Here is a 19083-nt window from a genome sequence, read left to right as displayed (position 1 = left end):
AACCCTCCCAACTATGTACGCCCTCGATTTTACCGTATTCTCGGCAAAAAGAAAACACTAATCCAAGCAAGAAACACTTGGATTAGTGACGATTGTGTCATTATGCTTTTGCATGGGCAAAAAACTCTTCATATAACGCTTGTAAAATGCGGTTTTCATATTCCTGAAGGACACCAAACACGAGGCTCACTTCAGAAGAACCTTGATTGATCATTTCAATATTTGCGCCAGTTTTTGAAATCGCTGTGGCAGCACGGGCAGCTAATCCTGTGTTATGACGCATCCCTTCGCCCACAATCACGATCATGGAAAAACCGTGACGCATTTCTACATACTCTGCATGTAGCTCTTCTTTCACACGACTAAGAATGCGTGCTTCATTTTCTGGTGTTAGTTGATTCGAACGCATGATGACAGAAATATCGTCTAAACCAGATGGTGTGTGTTCATAAGAAATATTTTCATCTTCTAAAATTTGGAGTAGCTTACGTCCAAAGCCTACCTCACGATTCATCAAATATTTAGAGACATATAAAGTTGAAAAGCCACTGTCTGCCGAAATACCTGTAACTGGACGACCTGTTGCAGGACGGCTTGGTACAATACGTGTACCTGGGGCTGATGGATTATTTGTATTTTTTATGTTAACGGGCACCCCAATCTTGTAGACAGGCATTAACGCTTCATCATGGAACACTGAAAAGCCTGCATATGATAATTCGCGCATTTCGCGATACGTAATTTCTTTAATTTCCACTGGATCGTTGACGACTTTCGGATTCGCGGAGAACACACAATCCACATCCGTAAAGTTTTCATACAGCTCCGCTTCAACGGCTGCTGCTAAAATAGAGCCTGTAATATCAGAGCCACCGCGGTCAAATGTTCGCAATACGCCCGCTTTAGTGTAACCGAAGAACCCTGGGAACACAATAATTTCTTTTGTGTCTTTTAAAGGGGCTAAATTAGCATACGCTTCAGGTAATGCAAAGGTTCTTTCTGGTAAATCATTGACCACTAAACCTTCTTTAGGACTGACATAGCGTGCGGGCATACCAATGGCATTAAAGTAAGCTGCAATAAGCTTGGCGTTATTATCTTCACCTGCTGCTTTAATACTATCGATGAATAATTCCACATTTGTTTTGTCACCTTGTACACGTTCACGTAAATCTTCTGCGATTACGTCACAAATGGCATTATCTAGCCCCAAACCATCAGCAATCGCTCTAAAACGATCCACAACAGTTTGCAATTTTTCCTCTGTATTCTCTTGTAGTAACGCTGCATTTGCTAATTGTATTAATAGGTCAGTTACTTTTATATCGTCACCAGAACGTTTCCCTGGTGCTGAAACGGCAACAATCTTACGCGCCGGATTAGATTTTACAATGTTTGCTACTTTTTGTATTTGTTCTGCACTTGCTACAGATGTTCCACCAAATTTACACACGATCATATCTATCAAATCCTAACTTTTTCAAATTAATTGTATTCCTCCACAAAACAATTGACTGTACACAGTGTACAAATTATCGTTTCCTACGTCAATACAATTTAAAAAATTCACGCAATTTTTCGAGAAATATGGACAATTTTCGTACTGTTTGATTTATTATACGGATTTCACATGAAATAGTTAAGGTTTTTGTGAATTTTTTTTCGTGACGTTGACATAATCGTGAAATTTTCGATTTTGACTTTCTTCTATATAAATGAAGAAAACGCTTACTCCATTTATGATATGCACAAATATCCACTATGTCTGTGCTATTTTTGTATGTATCGTTGATTCCTTCAGCAAGGCTTTTTCTTTTATTTATGAGGTTTTTCGCTCGTTCCTGAGGCCTTTATGGAGTGACTGTGGATATAAAAAACTAGGCTCACGTCGAGTGATGCCTAGTTTTGATTTTGCTATTGCTATTGGATTAAATGGCTGTCCAGCCGCCATCGATTACGAGCTCTGCGCCTGTCATAAAGCGGGATTCGTCTGATGCTAAGAACACTACGCCATAAGCTACATCTTCAGGTTCACCGAAGTATGGTAATTGCGTGTAAGCTTGATAGTATGGCAATGCACCGCCCTCTTCCATCGTAGGCGCTGTCATTGGTGTTACAATAATGCCTGGATGAACAGAATTCACACGAATTTTATCTTTACCATATTCAATCGCAGCCGATTTAGAAAGCACACGAAGCGCTCCTTTTGCTGCTGTATAAGGGCTTGTACCAGCCATTCCCACGATTCCACCGATCGAAGAAATATTGATAATTGAACCACCGCCAGCTTTTTGCATTTCAGGAATCACATATTTCATGCCAATGATACAACCATTCAGGTTAATATCCATAATTTTATTCCATTCAGCCATTTCCATGTTGGCAATTGTTTTAGGTGATGAAACGCCCGCATTGTTGACGAGGATATCCACTTTGCCATATGCCTTTACAGTCTCGGCAATCACTGCTTTCCACTCATCCTCAGAAGTAACATTATGTTGAAGACCAATAATGTCCCCACCATTTTCTTTAATTTCTTTTACTAAATTATTCAAGGGCTCGATTTGTACATCTGTTGCAATGACCTTTGCGCCTTCTTGTGCAAATAGTTTTGCCTCAGAAGCGCCCATTCCCATTGCTGCTCCTGTAATAATTGCTACTTTCCCATTTAAACGACCCATCATAAAACTCCCTTTCTTCTATATAAATGAACAATTCGTGAACACGTTAACAACTAGTTGTATTATCGACACGGTGTCGTTAATATAATTATAACGCGCAATTGAAAAAGGGCAAACAACACCAAAGCCCATAATGATGCTTTCACAACACTTGCAATCGGACTGTTGTTTAAATAGAAAATTTAATACAAGGAGCTTCAAAATGTCGAAAAAAATGGACCCTCGCGTCATCAGAACGCGCCAATTATTAAGAGATGCACTAGTGGCATTAATTGATGAACAAGGCTATGAAAAGATTACGGTACAAGATATTACACAACGGGCTACATTAAACCGTGCCACTTTTTATTTACATTACCGTGATAAATTAGACCTTCTCTATCAAAGCTCAGAAGAAGCCTTGCATGAGCTTGTAAGTAGTATCCATCCACCCTTCGAAGAGAAGAAGGATTTTGATTTATTACCAAATTATGACCAGCCACATGAGACATTTATGCATTTATTTGAACAAATAGCGCTGAATAGTAAACTATACAAGGTCTATCTCACAGAAAAAAATATCCCTTATTTCTCCGATGGCCTTAAAGACATTATTATCAATTTTGTCTCGAGCGGCATTCAAATGATGGAGCCTGACGACCAAAAGCTGACCGTGCCGCGCGAAATGGCCGTCCGTTTTTATGCAGCCGCCTTTCTTGAAGTAATCGTCTGGTGGTTAGAAAATGATATGCCCTATACCCCCAAATTTATGGCGACCCAGTTAATGCGTATTACCATTAAAGGCCCTTATATTGACAACCCTTTTGAAAGATAAAGCAAAACACCAAATTTCAATTAACAACAAAAGGTAATCACAACGCAAATGTGATTACCTTTCTCTATTTGTCTCGAAAGTTATACGATTTTCATGTTTAATTCTCTAGTAGGGTTATAGAATTGTAACCATTTATCCGCTTCACTGACCATCCACGTTCCAAATTCATTTAAAAACAATAACAAAACGTTCTTATCGATTATGGGTGTTATTGCATATTCAAGTGCCCTTCTCATGTCGCTTTCCTTGTCAGGGAAATATTCTGAGAACCGTTTATAGGCGGGGTATAAATCCCTTGTATAGGTGTTTTCCTTTGTTATGACAAGTGCAAGCCCTGCTCTTACTATAATTTTCATAATCCACTTACAACAATCTTTAATATCCTCTCTATCCGAATTATCTTGAAGGTCATCACAGGCATTTTTTATTTGCCCCTGCAACTGAATAAGGTGGTCATTCGCTAAAGCCTCGTTCGCTTTATATCTTGGTAATCGAGGTATTAAATCCTCTCCAAAGACACATATACTATGGGTTTGGAGGATGAAACTAATGATTGAAAAAGATGTCGTATTTAAAATATCTTCTTTGCCGAATACACTTAGCTCAATCCCATCTACACAATGATGGTTTTGAGTTAACGCTTGCTCTACTTCTTTTATCCGCTTTACCTGCTGTTTTTTAGGATTTTGCTTCGTGACCGCTATTGTGTCTAAGTCAGCTACTCCTTCAATACCTATACCCTTTGGAATCGATCCCCTTATATAAATGCTATGTAAGTCATCTTGGAGAAGGGTGCGATAGGTATGAACCACATCGTTGATGACAGCAAGAAAAATAGGGTTGATTTTATTCCAATCTGCATGATTAATAATGTATCCATCACTATCCGTCAGACATAAGCTGCCAATTTCTTTTATAGTCGTCATTACATCGCTCCTTTTAGGTGACTGATTTACTTAAAAATGGATAGCATGTCCTATACAAACACACTATCCTACTTTCATGTTGGAAGTCCTTTGAAACTATCAGCATTTACTTTTCTTTAAATTCAAATTCAATTTTTCCTTCTACCAAACGTAGGGCTGCATTAAATTGTTTGCCATTCTTTGATTTAAAGCCTTTCATCATAGCAGTTTTCCCACTCTTACATAAATCATGGATGTTTTTTTCCGTTAGTTTTTTTCCTAATAGCCTTTGTGGGAACGTTTGCTTACAACCATTTTTATAATTCGAACATCCGTAAAAGCTTTTACGCAAGCCTATTTTCCCTTCCTTGCATGCTGGGCACATGGCAATATCTTTGACCTCGGCTGGTTTAAACTGCTCTGCTTCAATTGTCAGTGCCTCTAACTGTTTAGGCACCTCTGCTATTAATTGATGAATAAACTTGCCTATGCTCTCAATAAAATGTTTGGCAGAGCCTTCCCCCTTACCAATTTTATGTAAGTAAATTTCCCATTTAGCCGTCATGGAAGGACTTGACAGTAATGTTCCTTCAATTGCCTGACATAAAAGCTGTCCTTTCGGTGTAATGCTCACGATATTTTTTCGTACTTCAATAAATCCATGCTTCTTAATCGTCTCGATAATGCCACTTCGAGTTGCCTCCGTCCCAATCCCTTCAATCGATTTCAGCACCTCGATTTCCTCTTCATCCTCAACCGATTTACCACAGGTTTTCATCATCGTAATGAGTTGACCTTCTGTATAGGGCTTCGGAGGCGTTGTCGTGCCTTCTAGTATAGCAATCTTACTTTGTACCAGCTCATCTTGGAAGACAACAGGTAAAGACTCTTCACGCGCCTGCACCTCTGTCTCATTTGAAAATAATTCTTTCCAGCCTTTGACAAGCTCTGTTTTCCCTACTGTTTTAAACTCTACATTTTTGACATTCGTGATAATCGTTTTTTCATCGTATTCATAATCCTGATGAAACATAGCGAGTGTCGTATTGAGGATTTCAAAATAAATATTTCGTTCATCAGCATTCATGGATTGCAACGCTTTGGCGGTCGGTATTTTTTTCGTTGGAATTATCGCATAGTGCTCCCCAACATTGGCACTGTCGACATAGCGCTTGTTCTTCCCTCTATTGATTGGCTGAAATGCTTTTCCCACGAGCTGCTGATAGTTTCCTAATGATTCATTTAAATAAGCAAACTCATTATGTGTAATGAGCTGTGAATCGGTACGTGGGTAAGAAACGAGCTTTTTCTCATAAAGTGATTGCGTAAGTTTCAACACATGTGATGGACTGTATTTCCAACGTTTATTGGCAGCCGCTTGTAAAGTTGATAGCGCATGTAGTTTAGGTGGTGCCATCCGCTTCGTTTTGTTCGTGACACTTGTAATGAGACCTGTATCATTCGGTTCAATCCCATGCTGTTGCAATAACTGCACTGCCTCAGCCCGCTCTTTTGTCTTTAGCTTCGCCTTCCCTTTATATACACCATGTTGAGCTTTAAATACCCCTTCGATTTCATAAAATTTTTCAGGCTTGAACTGTTCAATTTCCTGCTGTCTTTTATAAATTAAATAGACGGTTGGCGATTGTACTCGTCCGATGGAGATACTGCCCTTGAAGCCCTTTTTCTGCAACAGTAGCGTATAGAGGCGACTACAGTTCATACCTACTAGCCAATCGCTAATTTGACGCGTTTTGGCTTCTTGGTACATAAGCAAATCACGCTCATTACCTTGCATATGATTAAAACCTTTTCGGATTTCCTCCACTTCTAATGAATTGATCCATAATCGTTTAACTGGCTTATTTACTTTTGTCATTTTCAAAAGGGAGTAGAAGATATTTGAACCCTCACGTTCACTATCACAGCAGTTATAAATCATTGTTACTTGGGGATCACTAAAGATTTTTTTGACTGCATTGAATTGTGGATACATTTTAGAGACCACTTTATCTTCAAATTTTTGCGGAATGATCGGTAATGAAGCAAGCGACCACTTCTCCCATTCCTTCTGATATTCTTTCGGCTCCTTTAATTCAACAAGATGACCAACCGCCCAGGTAATAACTGCACCATAAGGAAAAGTAGCACAAGGTTCCAGTTCAATAAAGGTTTTCTCTTTTTGCTTCACTTTAAAGGCGTCTGCATATGCTCTTGCTTGAGATGGTTTCTCTGCTAATATAGCAATTTTCCCCATTAATCATCACATCTTCTTTACAATATTTTAGTAGCTTTTCTATAAAAACATAAAACTCAACTAATCAGATTAGTTGAGTTGATGGTGAAATACCTTCCTACTATTTTACTTTAAACCATATAAAATAGCACTTACTAAAATCTTTGACCTCTTTTAAAGCAAATTATAAAGAATCAAAAATTTTCTTTACCCATTCTAGATACGCTCGCATATAGTATGCCTGCTTAAAGCCGTGATTCTGACCCTCTGCTACAATCACAGTCACATCCGCGTCTGCGTTTCGTGCGGATTGAATATATTCCTGTGGACCTTTTACCCCGATTGCTAAATCCTTTGTCCCATAAGCTATAAACTGAGGTATATGAGCTGTTCTGAAATTCGTAGATAAATCTGTCTGCTGTAAGAGCTCTTCACGCTTTTCTGGATTTCTAACATCTTCATCATTAAAAGAAGCAAAGAGCATGGGCACATTATAGCGATACGTCAATGCAGGGTAAATCATAGCAGCGGATGCTACTCGATCATCAACTGCATCAATGGCATCAGGCTGATAACGAGCAGGAAACAGATTTTCACCCTGAATAAGGTTAATAAAGCTACCCGTCTGATAACCTCCAGCACTAAAACCTATCAAACCAATTCGATCTGGATGGAGACCATATTCATTGGCATGATAACGTAGATAACGGACAGCACGCTGAACATCTAGCTGTGGAATAGGCCACTCATAGGGATTGGAACGATAGTGGAGAACGAATGCATTTATACCTGCTTTATTTAATGATGCAGCTACTTCCTTTCCTTCCGCTGTTCCTCCATCCATTTCCTTAAAGCCATAACCACCACCTGGCATAATAATGACGGCACTGTCACTGTTCGCTACCGTATAAGGAATCAGATAGGGCGCATCTTCATAGGTTGATTTTTCATAGCCCCCTTCAATCTCATGGATGTAAGTAAAGGTATCAATGGCCGCTTCATTGTCTTTATAGTCTTCCCCCACAATGCCAGTGGAAAATTTGAATGTCGCCAAAAGTCTGTTAGGATTGCCCTTAATATTCATATCGTCTAGCTTACTTCCCGAATGATTACCTGCCACTTCTTCTCCCCAAATCTCCACCTTGTTTTCAATATCCGCAACTGGCTTGCCTGGTTGATTCCCGAACGGATTAATCACAAGAATAGCGTATCCAATCCCCATAAACAAAGTCAGTATAGCTAGAAGGATTCCTACTATCTTGGCTATTTTCTTCGCTATCCTCATCATCATAACCTCCATTAAATTGACTTATGTATCGTTGACTATCGAAATCTATATAAAAAACTGGGTCCTTACTTATAATTTCTGTGATGGTAATGTGTAAGATATATTCAGCTATGCTCGATAAGGACCGATATTTCCCTTCTCAACAGACTCACGTTTACTATTTATTATCTCGGGTAAAGGATTATTAATCTTTAGCTCATTCTTTAGTAATGAACGATTGAAGATTTTGTATAGCATCAATACAATGATTTTCTAATGGATTAGAGGAAGCATGACGCATTCCTTACTAAAGAAATGCCTGAAGACCACAAATTTTAAAAAAACTGCATACGTACCTTGTAATGACGTAAACTATAAAAACACAACAATAATTCTTACGGAATAGAAGGTAGGTATTGTAAAAAAGAAGGAGAGATACGATGTTTGATGAAGCTGCATATTTTATTTTTAGAGCGCTGTTAATTTTAACGGTTTTGGTTGTTGTAGTTGGAATCCCACTTGGTGAAACACTGATTAGAAAAAAATAAAGAGGCTGGGACATAACTAGCTTCAATTAGTGAGAAATCCGAATTTGAATGAATTCAAATTCGGATTTCTCTATTTTTATGTAGTCTTCCTATAGATCTTAGCTAATGGCTGTGAATTTTCTTAAATTCACGGCCATTAATGCGAGGCCCATCTCGTTTTCAACCTTCGATTTTCCTCGTACAGAAAATCGGGTGAAACGCAAATTAGCCTTCAAGAATCCAAAAACTGGTTCCACGTCAATTTTACGTTGACGATAAATGGTACTTGTTTTTTCTTCTGAAAGCTTTGCTCGCACATATTCTTTTTGTTCTTCCCACTTCTCATTCACCATTATCTTTCGATTATTTCCTTCTTTTGCTTTTGTACACGATGAACGGAGAGGGCATCCGGAACAGTCTTCACATTCGTATATCTTAAACTCACGCTTGAAATCATATTGATCTGTTTTCGTGGTACGATATTTAAATACAAGCTGTTGTTGGTTTGGGCAAGTGTATCGATCATGTTCTTTATCATAATCCCAGTTCGCTGTATTGAATTCGTTTTGCTTATGCTTTTTCTTCTGTTCTTTTAAATACATATTGTACGTGATTAAGGCTTCTCTCTTACGATTCGAAAGGATATCATCATAATTTTGTTCACTGCCATATCCGGCATCTGCGACAATGTGTTTGGGTAACTTAAAATAACGTTGTTCGATTTCATCTAAAAATGGGATTAATGTACGTGTATCTGTTGGGTTCGGAAAAATGCTGTAGGCAAGCGCATACTGACCTTCTGTTGCCACTTGTATGTTATAACCTGCCTTCAATTGACCATTTTTCATATAGTCATCTTTCATACGCATAAATGTCGCATCCGGGTCTGTTTTCGAATAACTATTTCGTTCGTCAAAGATTTCGAAGTCTCTTTGATATTTTAGTTTGCGTTCAATATAGTCGATTAATTTTTTCCGAGCTTGCTTTGGGAATTTCCGTTCCGTTCTTAAAGCCTTTCGCTCTGCTACATCTGATGAATCCTCAATTTTTCGATCATATTCAGAAATCACTTCATCTACTTTTTCAACCATTCGAGCGAGGTCTTCCAATGCTAATTCATTTTCATTTTCCCGTTCAATTTCTGGCATGATTTCTTTTTCAAGCAGCTCATCGTATAGCTGGTTTGACTTTTCAATTAGTCCGTTATGATATTTTTCAATCGACTTTTTCCACACGAATGTAAACTTGTTCGCATTCGCTTCAATCTTTGTTCCATCAATAAAAATAGCTTCCTGGTTAATTAATCCCCCTTGTACCAACTGGCAGCGGAATTGAACGAAGCATTGACGAATTAACTCTTTTACGTCTGGTTGGACACGGAATCGGTTGATTGTGCGGTAGGTTGGTTCATGCCCTTGAGCTAGCCACATCATCCGAATACTGTCTTTTAAAAGCGCTTCAATTTTACGACCAGAAAAGACAGATTGCGTGTAGGCGCATAAGATAATTTTAAGCATCATGCGTGGATGGTAGGCAGGGCAGCCCTCATTTCGAAGGAATGGTTCAAACGCTTCAGGCGGGATACTTTCGACTAAATGATGGACATGGAAGGCAATATCATTCTTTTGTAATTTTACTTCTAAATCTAAAGGCAAAACTAATTGATTCATGTTATAATCTTTAAACATAAGGATCCTTCTTTCTGTATAATTTGGTTGTGGTGACTTAATTTTATCAGAAGTGGTCCTTATTTTTATGAAAAAATTGAAAGCCGATGAAATTTTACTGATCGTAAAATTTCACCGGCTTTTTAGTTTAGAGATGGGTTTTGTCCCAGCCCCTTTTGATTTTTATCCTACTTTGTGTCGATAATAGATTTTGGGATTGTTGAAATAATGAACTATATAGAAGTCTTAGAATGGATTTTCACCTTTTATAAAAGGAATAAAAACTACATAATTTGAACCAATAAAAATGAGCCAAAAGAGTACTGATGTACGTCGCTGTTTAAAGATATTACTTTCCTGAAAGATAAAAATACCGACAATCAACGAGTATAAGACGAATAAAATATACGATAATCCAAACCAGTTTACCCATACGTCACCTGTAAATTGAATTCCAAAATTCTCGTATATAGGTCTTAAAATATAAGTTGTGAAAAGTAAACCAATCGATAGAATTACAATAATTTCGAGTAAACTAAGTACAACTTTCTTCCATTCATCCAAATAAATTACCTCATTTCTTCTGACAACATGAAAATATAAACCTGCGTAATGGTACAAACAAAGTTGCAATGTTGTTTAAGTAGAAAAAGGCTCTACTCCTTATTAAAGTAAGTCCGTTAAAACAATAGTAAAACACTATCATCCACCTTATGGAACTGTATTACTCATAACCGTCACAAAGCCGTTCAACGAGGCTGTATCAATTAATTGAAGTATTCCCAGTCTTGCGGTATCACTGTAGACATACCAATGATTTGCAGTAGTATCATGCACCAAAACTCCGCCCAAGTCCCCCGTGGAAAAATAAATATCAAACCGTTTGATACTGTTCGAGTCTTGGTCTAAAAAATCAAATTGCGCATTTTTATCATAGTCTCCTACTGGAATGGGATGAGAATTCCAAGGATTATAAGTAGGTGCTTCGATTTTACTTCCATTATTTTTTATAAAAGTATTATAAATAGCTTCGTTATAACCATTCCCATTGATTTGCTGTACGACTCCGCCTAATGTCATATGATATTCGTATTGCAATGCTTTTACTTTTATACCATCAATAAAGAGAGGCTGTGTCTCAACCGTTACTGTACCGTTTTTGTAAGTGATATTGCTGCCAAATGTTTCGGCAAGAAAACGCATCGGAACAAAAGTACGATTATTCTTCATATATGGCTTTACATCAAGCGTTTCTGTTTTACCGTTTTTCACCACTTGATTACGATTAAGTTTTAGTGTTACCTGTATATCGTTTTTAGTAAGGGTGATTTGGGCATCCGTCCATACAACATTTACCCCTAAATTTTCACTAATTACACGTAAAGGAACCATTGTCCGATTACTTTTAACTTCTGGATTTACATCAGATGCAATTGTAACACCGTCAACTTTTATTTGAAAATCGGCTGCATATGCCGGTGACGAAGTCATGATTAGAATCAACCCAAAAAAAATTCCTAAGAACACTTTTTTCAACTTTGAACACTCCTTTTCTTAAAACTCACTATTCTCCCCAAAAATACATTCCACTAAATATTTTACCATAAAAATCCACCTATATCGTTAAACTATCCTGCTCTTTATTCAATCTACATGACCCATTAAAAGAAGACGCGTTTCGAAATAAACGCGTCAGATTGTTAGATAAAGATACTGATGAAAATTATCAACTAGAATTGATGTCCTTTCTAAAAAGCTAATAAATTCCCCTGCTAAAGGCTGGCTGCCAAATTCCTTGGGCATTTTTCTCCATATCTAGCTCTGTTGGTCCTTCAAGTGAAATAAATTTTACAACCCCTGTTGTATCTGTTTGTTGCTCAAACTCCGCATGTTCTAACCCAGCAAAGAGGTTTGCAATAATAAGGCGATTTATTTCCTTTGTAAACAACTCCTGACGTACGATTTTCGTTTTCTCATAATATCTTCGAACACTTTCTGTTTCATCGTTCCTATTTGTTGTAAACAATGCTTCATATGTTTCATAATCTTTTTCAATATCACTCAATAAAAACATTTTAGTAATCGCTTGGGGTGTCATATTTTTTAACTTTTCAATATTATAATCCGCTTTAAAGGCATCAAAAACTTGCTGCTCCTGTTCAGTCAATTCAAATGTTAGCTCAAAATTTTGGAAGCCTACGACCTTACCAACTAATTGCCCCTCACTAATTTTCATAATCGTATGGCCTTCGTCACTGTCATAGACAACCATTTCTTTTTCTTTCGCAGAAATCGATTTGTCATTGAATGGTGCTGGTCTTGTTCCAAAATTATGAAAAAAGTAAGGATTTTTCAATGGATCATTAATATCCTCTTTTTTTATTTGCTCATTTAATCCATGAACTTTTAATGGGGTATCCTCTACTAAAATTTGCCCTTGCTTCATTGCTACATGATCATTCCCTAATCCTACTACAGTTGAAACGACAAGCCCATCCGTTCCATAAAAGGCAATATAATCGCCATACGTAATGGGGGCTTCCTTATCGATAATCATTGGCAAAAAATGCAGCATCCATTGTTTTCCAAGTAGATGGGCATATTTCGGTTGAATGATGTCTAACGAAGAAACATCATCGACAATCGGTAGTAGCTCATTTTGCTGACTTGCGGTTTGTAGGTTATTCTTTTGAGAAAACTCAACGAATAGCATTAACCCAATAATGAAACAAGCTGCAATAGATACGGTGACAACCTGCCAGTTGAACTTTCTTTTTATGGGTTTCTTTTGCAATATACGTTGCTTGATGTCGTTTGTAAATGGGGCATCTTGTCGCAATTCTTCTTTTAGCTTGTCTTTAAATTCCTTCATAAAATATTGCCTCCAGTTCCGGATTTGTTTTCAACAATTCTCTCGCTCGACGAATCCTTGTACGAACGGTGTTTTGTGAGACGTTTAATAAACTAGCAATTTCAGAAACATCAAATTCTTCATAATAAAACAGTACAATGACTTCCCTATAATGAAGTGGTAATGCAAAGACAATTTGCTTTAAAGTTGCAAAATCTTCAGTTGCTATATACGTTTGCTCCACAGATGGTTCAGTTCTGCCTAGTGGTAAAAATTTTGATATAAATGATTTTCTCTTTTGTTTTCGTAGTTCATCGTGACAGCAATTAATAGCGATACGGGTTAAATACGTTTTCAATGAAGCATCTTTTCTAAAATCGTCTTTATGTAATAAATACTTCATGAGCACGTCTTGTGTAATCTCTTCTGCAAGCTGAAAATCCTTCATATATAAATAGCTAAGATGATATAAATATTCACCATATTGTTCTACGATTTGTTCCAACAACAACTCACCTCGTTTCAATCCTACTACTTAGACGCTCGTTTTCTAAAAAATTGTTCAATCTCCTGGAAATATTTTAGAGTAGCCTATTTATCAAGATTGCAGTAGAATGCAATGCACTTCTAGATGATGCAACAGTACCTATGTAGTAGATGGGCTTACTGATAATGGCCCTTTTCATGAAGAAAGACGCTTTTCTATTATTTCAGAAAAGCGTCCGAGAAGATCGTTATTCAACTATAACTATAGTTCGCTCAAGAAGGACTGATCTTTGTTCGATTTGTTAAATAAATCTATTCTTTCTTTTATACTTTCGTTCCTGCTAATATCCCACCATTCAACGACCACATAAATCTCATGTATATCTTTCAGTGTAATAAAGTCACCATTTTTATTGATGTATGGCCCTGCAATAGCACCAGTTGTATATTCTGCTATATTCGTCTCACCAGTAACTGAATCAGTATGAACGACTGAATCATCACTCTCGATAACCACATGCGTTTCAAAATGGAAGAAATCTGTCATATACGTATTGACGTTTTTCATTTTTAAGGTCCCAAATCCTGCTTTAAAGTCTTCTGGTGTTATAACAATTTCATAACCTGTTAGATTCCAGCTTTTACTTTCACCCATCAATAATAAATAATAAGTATTACCACCTTTTTGAGCATTGCAGCCAGATAGTACAAAGAACGACACTATCATATAAATGCAAGGTACTAAACCTTTTATATATTTCTTCATTCAATCCCCCTTTGAAAAATGAATGCTATTTAACTCTTTAAAAGAAAAAGACACGTTCCTAAATAAACGCGCCCTTTTTTGGAATAAAAAATGAGTTACTCACTATTCATAAACTTTTGTAGGCAACTTGAACGATTTGTTGTTCACCATTCTTCTCAAAAAACTTATAATTTTTCATTCCAATTTTTTCTGCAACTTTTTGGGAAGGAATATTTTTTAAGGTCGTATATGAAAATATTTCGGAATAGCCCAAAACATTAAACGCATATTCCTTACAAGCAGACGCCGCTTCTGTGGCATACCCCTTATTCCAATACGCTTTAATAATGTGAAACCCGATTTCAGGTAACCATACACCGTCAATGTTCTGCATGGTTATCCCACAATCACCGATAAATCGGTCCCCTTCTTTTAAAACAACTGCCCATAGTCCGTGATTATACTGCTTATAATTTTTCTCATTCCAGCTGATCCAATTTTTAACCTCTTCTTGATTAAAAGGATGCGGGTAATAGTGCATAGACTCTGGATCGGAAAGCACTTTTGATAATTCATGATGATCGTCCATTTTTAACGCTCTCAGGTATAATCGTTCCGTCTCGATAATCTTCAAACTACCCACCCTTTGCTTTTAATCTATTTTGCTACTATATTTCATTTAGAAATGTGCAGTACCTGTTTTTACCCATTTGAAGCCAAAAAGTTACCCAAAGTAATGATGGACACACCAAACAACAAGAAACATACTCGCTATCCCCCAAGCAATGGTACTCCATATCCACCAAACTACAGCTTTAGCTTGTGATGAATTTCCCTCTTCCTCCATATTCAACTTTATAAAAGCGACCTTACTTTCCATATCTTTTTTCATAGAAGAGAGCACAACAAATCCAATGATTATGAAATCAATAGTTACCCAAAGTAGTAGATCCACCTTTACACTCCCTTTATATAATTGAATTTCACCGCAATTTATTATAATAATTAGATTCTACAAAGATAACAATATACCTTGTGTTAATTCAAGTGCGTTTAAGTATATCATGTATTAAAATGCTGAAACTTAAAGTGCCAGAAGCTTTGTTTGGAAACTTTACTTAAAAGAATGTTATTCAACAATTGGACCCAATGTTAAGATAAACACGCAAATGTAAGATGTATTGCTTTACTCAACAATATGACCCTTAAATGAAAAGGAGCAAAATAGATGGCCCTATCCCTCACTTTTTCACGTTCTAACCGCTAATTTAGAGCCTATCCCTCACTTTGCCTGCTCTATCCATCACTTTTCACGTTGTATCCGCTACTTTTCATGGTTTAATCGCTACTTCAGAGCCTATCCCTCACTTTGTCTGCTCTATCCATCACTTTTCACGTTGTATCCGCTACTTTTCATGTTTTAACCGCTACTTCAGAACCTATCCCTCACTTTGCCTACTCTATCCATCACTTTTCACGTTCTATCCGCTACTTTTCATGTTTTAACCGCTACTTCAGAGCCTATCCCTCACTTTGTCTGCTCTATCCCTCACTTTTCACGTTGTATCCGCTACTTTTCACGTTTTAACCGCTACTTCAGAACCTATCCCTCACTTTGTCTGCTCTATCCATCACTTTTCACGTTATATCCGCTACTTTTCATGTTTTATCCGCTACTTCAGAACCCCAATGGATCCGCCAAGTGCAATTAATTGCATGTGACGCGCACTTAATTCCACGCTTTAGTTGTGAATCTTGATATTATCTTTCCTAATGCTTACTCCTCATACGTTTAGATTTTCAAATACTTGCTCAAAAAAGGAATAAAAAAAACGCCCTTTTGGATTAATCAAAAGGACGATTCAACTCGTGTTACCACCTTTAATTTATAAGCAATTCACATTACTTACCTTAAGAAGTACGGTCATTTGACGATACTCTCGCACATGATTCGGATGCTTACGGGTGTAGCCTACTTAGAATGATCTTTTCGGTACACAGCTCCAAGATGAATTCTCACTCGTTTTACATGCACCTCTCATCAACCGGTAACTTTCTGTTCGTAAAAATAATTGATACTATTTTTTTCATAGCCTTTGTTTTAGCCATCTCACGAGAAAGAGTAGATTTTCGCTAAATAAAAACGCCCGATTGTAAAAGACCCAAAAATTACATTAGCTTCATTACACTCTCTGAAAACCAAAAATATATTTCAATCATACGAACAGGCAACGAATTTCTTACTTTTTGTTCTTTTGATATACAATAAAAGTAAGGCCATTTAATAGCAATGTAAAAATGAGAAGAACTGCTGTGGCGATCACGACTGCACGTGTGGTGTCCAGGAGTGCCGTCCAATCCTCAATTTTTACTAAATGATATTGATAGAACATCTGGAAGCTAATTGAAATAGCGCAGGCACTGATGCTGAGAACGGAAAGGATGCCCCAATTAGCATGTTCATGCTTATTATTTCCCATTAGATAAATAACTGGAAGTATCCAAGCGATTAGTCCTAGTAAGAGACTGCCAATATTAAGCCAACCCATCATAACGAATCCCTCTTTCTATTTGTATTGCTGTTTAACAATACTTAACGGTAAATTGTGGGAAAGGTTTCAAATAACTACATAAATAAACGCGCCCGATTGCCGAAGACATTATTCAATTAAAACTACCCTTATAAACTTTATCTTTTCGCTTCACTTGTATATGTATAAATATTTTCACTATTACTATACCAACTATTCCACCAAGTATATTACATAACAAGTAAATAGCATCTACAGAACCAATGTTCCTAGGAACTAAACTAAACGACCCTAATAGGAGACGTAAAAGCTCTATACCTAAACAACACAATATCACTATTAAAATGGCTTTATAATTAAAATGGAAAAGAACGAATAAAAATATCCCTAAGGGGAGTAATAATAAAAAATTATAAGCTAAAGCTGAATAGCTCCACAAATACATATTGAAGTGGATACTATCAAAAATTCCAAACCAATCATTAGCTGTAATAAAACTCCTACTATCGTCTGCTGGATTTAGAGGTAAAAGCGTTATTCCCCCTACTTTAATTTGAAGTAAACATAGTAAATAGAAGAGAAAGCTGTCTAGGATAACGCGTCTTTGATTATGCTTGATTTCTTTTCTAAAGTAATCAAGAAATACATCTATAAAAATATAGAACAACAAAACTAAAAATCCTAAAGGAACAATATTATATAGAACGTAGTTTGTATGCAAAGTAAACACCTCCTAAATTTTGTAACAACTATCATTTTACTTATTTTAACAATGTTAGTCAAAACCATTTTTCCATTTAGATGCTTTAATTGTCATAAAAAACACCCCCATAGACCACCATATCTATAGGGGAAAAAACGGTACGATATTAGTATGAAGTTTAGTAGGTTACCTCGGAATCTTTTCGCTTTGGAGTAAGTGAAGTAAAGAGTGCAATTAAATTAGGTGGAATGCTAAATAATAAAAACAGCCAGTTTGTCGTCAGGATCGAGATTATCGTGAATACAATAATGGACGTAATGAAGATGAATAGGCCCACCTTCACACGCGAGGGCTGTAACGGGGCTGCACTGAACATATTGATGGTCATCATAATTCCGATGATTCCCCAACTCGCTACGTGTGTTAATAAAAGGATACCTAAAACCATCGCAGTGCTTAATTCAATCCCAAAACTGAGTAACGTAAAGAAAACATACAGCGCTCCTAATGTCACATACCATGAATAGGATCTCGCCTTTTGCCAAATATGATAGTACAGCTCGTCTAAGCCTCTGTTTTTTCTAGCTTTCTGTCGTCCGAACCACCATCCAAGGAGTCCACCAAGCACTCCCCCATACAATCCAATCATACCCCAGATATTAAGCTCCATCATTCATTCTCCCCCTCTTCAAATATAAACACTTCTTCAATTGTGCTATTGAACGCTTTGGAAATATTGTAGGCAAGCTCTAAGGATGGATTGAATTTGCCTGATTCAATAGCAATGATCGATTGCCGTGAAACGCCAACTTGTTTCGACAATTCTTCCTGCGTAATCTTCTTCAATTTTCGTAATTCTCGAATTCTGTTTTTCATAATGCCTCCTTTATAAATGTAAAGCAAACTATACATTTAATGTTAAGTAAAGTTTACTTTACATTACTACATATGTCAAGCAAACTTTACAATTAGATTTTTAGTTAGATGAAATGGCAATGGCGAGTAAAGAACAACACAATTCTATTACTATGTACTATTTTCGGAAAATTTGATAAATTAATCGTAAGGAATGTGTTGAGCGTTACAAAAAGGAGGTTATCCAAATGAGTAAAAAAGAGCTCTTGCAAAATGGAATCAATCAGGTTTTTTACGAAGAGGAATGGTACCCACCGTTATCAGAAGCATTAAAGAATCTCACTGCTGCGCAAGCTAGTTGGCAACCAGAAGGAAATGCCGCTAATACGATTTGGGAAAATGTAAACCATTTACTAATCTTTAAAGAGCGCTTACTTTCTCGCTTACATAATGATGAGACATTTGTTGCACCACAAACTAATGATGAAACGTTTGTCCAAGGCGACGCTCATGATGAAGAGGCTTGGCAAGAAACAGTGAAGCGAACACTTCACGTACATGATGCCTTACAATCTTCATTAGCCTCCCTGCAAGAAGAGGCATTAGATCAACCTAGTCCCGCTCTTCCAGTTTGGCAACAATATTTAAATATCCTTTTGCACGACGCTTACCATACAGGACAAATTGTCCAACTTCGTAAACTACAAGGATCATGGCCAGCTAAGCGCTCCTACCTATAAACGATGCTTCAAATTTATGAATGAAAAGAAGATGCCCCCTAAAGTTAGAGACAAACTACCAACTTTAGGGGGCAT

Annotated in this window: 19 protein-coding genes; 2 read left to right on the top strand and 17 right to left on the bottom strand. The window is 37.0% G+C overall.

Features of this window, described 5'->3' with window-relative positions; all coding sequences use genetic code 11:
• Positions 1-100 precede the first annotated feature (100 nt).
• Both MHB39_RS09845 and MHB39_RS09840 read right to left on the bottom strand, forming a co-directional pair.
• Complete coding sequence (locus MHB39_RS09845; protein ID WP_048390622.1) at positions 101-1459, bottom strand: aspartate kinase; 1359 nt, start codon at positions 1457-1459, stop codon at positions 101-103.
• 469 nt (positions 1460-1928) lie between these two features.
• The gene (locus tag MHB39_RS09840) at positions 1929-2681 is read right to left on the bottom strand and encodes a glucose 1-dehydrogenase (RefSeq protein WP_342546514.1); all 753 of its coding nucleotides are present in this window, start codon (positions 2679-2681) and stop codon (positions 1929-1931) included.
• Positions 2682-2883: 202 nt separating this feature from the next.
• On the opposite strand from MHB39_RS09840, the gene MHB39_RS09835 reads away from it, so the two are divergent.
• Entirely contained in the window at positions 2884-3495 is a 612-nt protein-coding gene (locus tag MHB39_RS09835) for a TetR/AcrR family transcriptional regulator (RefSeq protein WP_009371039.1), read from the top strand.
• Between the two features lie 80 nt (positions 3496-3575).
• Here MHB39_RS09835 and MHB39_RS09830 read toward each other — a convergent pair whose 3' ends face one another.
• The 15 genes from MHB39_RS09830 to MHB39_RS09760 all read right to left on the bottom strand — a co-directional run bounded on the left by MHB39_RS09830 (position 3576) and on the right by MHB39_RS09760 (position 18289).
• Positions 3576-4421 (bottom strand): nucleotidyltransferase, encoded by an 846-nt coding sequence (locus MHB39_RS09830; RefSeq protein WP_342546511.1) that lies wholly within the window; start codon positions 4419-4421, stop codon positions 3576-3578.
• Positions 4422-4527: 106 nt separating this feature from the next.
• On the bottom strand, positions 4528-6657 hold the full coding sequence (gene topB, locus MHB39_RS09825) for a DNA topoisomerase III (protein ID WP_342546510.1): 2130 nt from the start codon (positions 6655-6657) through the stop codon (positions 4528-4530).
• 163 nt (positions 6658-6820) lie between these two features.
• Positions 6821-7921, bottom strand: coding sequence for an alpha/beta hydrolase (locus tag MHB39_RS09820; protein WP_342546509.1), 1101 nt, complete (start codon positions 7919-7921; stop codon positions 6821-6823).
• A 628-nt stretch (positions 7922-8549) separates the two neighbouring features.
• Positions 8550-10118, bottom strand: a complete 1569-nt coding sequence (locus MHB39_RS09815) for an IS1182 family transposase (RefSeq protein ID WP_342546507.1) — start codon at positions 10116-10118, stop codon at positions 8550-8552.
• A 225-nt stretch (positions 10119-10343) separates the two neighbouring features.
• Positions 10344-10661: a hypothetical protein gene (locus MHB39_RS09810; RefSeq protein WP_054548773.1), complete on the bottom strand. Its 318-nt coding sequence runs from the start codon at positions 10659-10661 to the stop codon at positions 10344-10346.
• A gap of 147 nt (positions 10662-10808) precedes the next feature.
• Positions 10809-11633 (bottom strand): copper amine oxidase N-terminal domain-containing protein, encoded by an 825-nt coding sequence (locus MHB39_RS09805; protein WP_342546505.1) that lies wholly within the window; start codon positions 11631-11633, stop codon positions 10809-10811.
• Between the two features lie 220 nt (positions 11634-11853).
• Positions 11854-12969, bottom strand: a complete 1116-nt coding sequence (locus MHB39_RS09800) for a hypothetical protein (protein ID WP_342546504.1) — start codon at positions 12967-12969, stop codon at positions 11854-11856.
• A complete protein-coding gene (locus MHB39_RS09795) occupies positions 12956-13453 on the bottom strand; it encodes a sigma-70 family RNA polymerase sigma factor (protein WP_258858841.1) in 498 nt (165 codons plus the stop codon). The genes MHB39_RS09800 and MHB39_RS09795 overlap by 14 nt, the downstream gene beginning before the upstream one ends.
• Before the next feature lie 243 nt (positions 13454-13696).
• A complete protein-coding gene (locus tag MHB39_RS09790) occupies positions 13697-14200 on the bottom strand; it encodes a hypothetical protein (RefSeq protein ID WP_342546503.1) in 504 nt (167 codons plus the stop codon).
• Between the two features lie 106 nt (positions 14201-14306).
• A complete protein-coding gene (locus MHB39_RS09785) occupies positions 14307-14813 on the bottom strand; it encodes a GNAT family N-acetyltransferase (RefSeq protein WP_312126630.1) in 507 nt (168 codons plus the stop codon).
• 90 nt (positions 14814-14903) lie between these two features.
• The gene (locus MHB39_RS09780) at positions 14904-15134 is read right to left on the bottom strand and encodes a hypothetical protein (RefSeq protein ID WP_342546501.1); all 231 of its coding nucleotides are present in this window, start codon (positions 15132-15134) and stop codon (positions 14904-14906) included.
• Between the two features lie 1285 nt (positions 15135-16419).
• Positions 16420-16731, bottom strand: a complete 312-nt coding sequence (locus tag MHB39_RS09775; RefSeq protein ID WP_016993679.1) for a hypothetical protein — start codon at positions 16729-16731, stop codon at positions 16420-16422.
• A gap of 112 nt (positions 16732-16843) precedes the next feature.
• Positions 16844-17440: a VanZ family protein gene (locus MHB39_RS09770; RefSeq protein WP_238542879.1), complete on the bottom strand. Its 597-nt coding sequence runs from the start codon at positions 17438-17440 to the stop codon at positions 16844-16846.
• 151 nt (positions 17441-17591) lie between these two features.
• Complete coding sequence (locus MHB39_RS09765; protein ID WP_342546498.1) at positions 17592-18086, bottom strand: hypothetical protein; 495 nt, start codon at positions 18084-18086, stop codon at positions 17592-17594.
• Entirely contained in the window at positions 18083-18289 is a 207-nt protein-coding gene (locus MHB39_RS09760; RefSeq protein WP_036081178.1) for a helix-turn-helix transcriptional regulator, read from the bottom strand. Before MHB39_RS09760 ends, MHB39_RS09765 begins: the two co-directional genes overlap by 4 nt.
• Before the next feature lie 227 nt (positions 18290-18516).
• On the opposite strand from MHB39_RS09760, the gene MHB39_RS09755 reads away from it, so the two are divergent.
• A complete protein-coding gene (locus MHB39_RS09755) occupies positions 18517-19008 on the top strand; it encodes a DinB family protein (protein WP_342546496.1) in 492 nt (163 codons plus the stop codon).
• The last annotated feature ends 75 nt before the right edge of the window (positions 19009-19083 follow it).

Origin of the sequence: Lysinibacillus sp. FSL K6-4013 (assembly GCF_038630435.1) — a bacterium.
Taxonomy (GTDB): Bacteria; Bacillota; Bacilli; order Bacillales_A; family Planococcaceae; genus Lysinibacillus; species Lysinibacillus boronitolerans.
This window is presented reverse-complemented; position numbering and strand designations above follow the sequence as displayed.

What these genes read in the sequence shown, in the direction of transcription:
- MHB39_RS09845 (WP_048390622.1), bottom strand. Translation starts at nt 1,459, where the DNA reads ATGATCGTGTGTAAATTTGGTGGAACATCTGTAGCAAGTGCAGAACAA.
- MHB39_RS09840 (WP_342546514.1), bottom strand. Translation starts at nt 2,681, where the DNA reads ATGGGTCGTTTAAATGGGAAAGTAGCAATTATTACAGGAGCAGCAATG.
- MHB39_RS09835 (WP_009371039.1), top strand. Translation starts at nt 2,884, where the DNA reads ATGTCGAAAAAAATGGACCCTCGCGTCATCAGAACGCGCCAATTATTA.
- MHB39_RS09830 (WP_342546511.1), bottom strand. Translation starts at nt 4,421, where the DNA reads ATGACGACTATAAAAGAAATTGGCAGCTTATGTCTGACGGATAGTGAT.
- topB (WP_342546510.1), bottom strand. Translation starts at nt 6,657, where the DNA reads ATGGGGAAAATTGCTATATTAGCAGAGAAACCATCTCAAGCAAGAGCA.
- MHB39_RS09820 (WP_342546509.1), bottom strand. Translation starts at nt 7,921, where the DNA reads ATGAGGATAGCGAAGAAAATAGCCAAGATAGTAGGAATCCTTCTAGCT.
- MHB39_RS09815 (WP_342546507.1), bottom strand. Translation starts at nt 10,118, where the DNA reads ATGTTTAAAGATTATAACATGAATCAATTAGTTTTGCCTTTAGATTTA.
- MHB39_RS09800 (WP_342546504.1), bottom strand. Translation starts at nt 12,969, where the DNA reads ATGAAGGAATTTAAAGACAAGCTAAAAGAAGAATTGCGACAAGATGCC.
- MHB39_RS09790 (WP_342546503.1), bottom strand. Translation starts at nt 14,200, where the DNA reads ATGAAGAAATATATAAAAGGTTTAGTACCTTGCATTTATATGATAGTG.
- MHB39_RS09775 (WP_016993679.1), bottom strand. Translation starts at nt 16,731, where the DNA reads ATGATGGGTTGGCTTAATATTGGCAGTCTCTTACTAGGACTAATCGCT.
- MHB39_RS09765 (WP_342546498.1), bottom strand. Translation starts at nt 18,086, where the DNA reads ATGATGGAGCTTAATATCTGGGGTATGATTGGATTGTATGGGGGAGTG.
- MHB39_RS09760 (WP_036081178.1), bottom strand. Translation starts at nt 18,289, where the DNA reads ATGAAAAACAGAATTCGAGAATTACGAAAATTGAAGAAGATTACGCAG.
- MHB39_RS09755 (WP_342546496.1), top strand. Translation starts at nt 18,517, where the DNA reads ATGAGTAAAAAAGAGCTCTTGCAAAATGGAATCAATCAGGTTTTTTAC.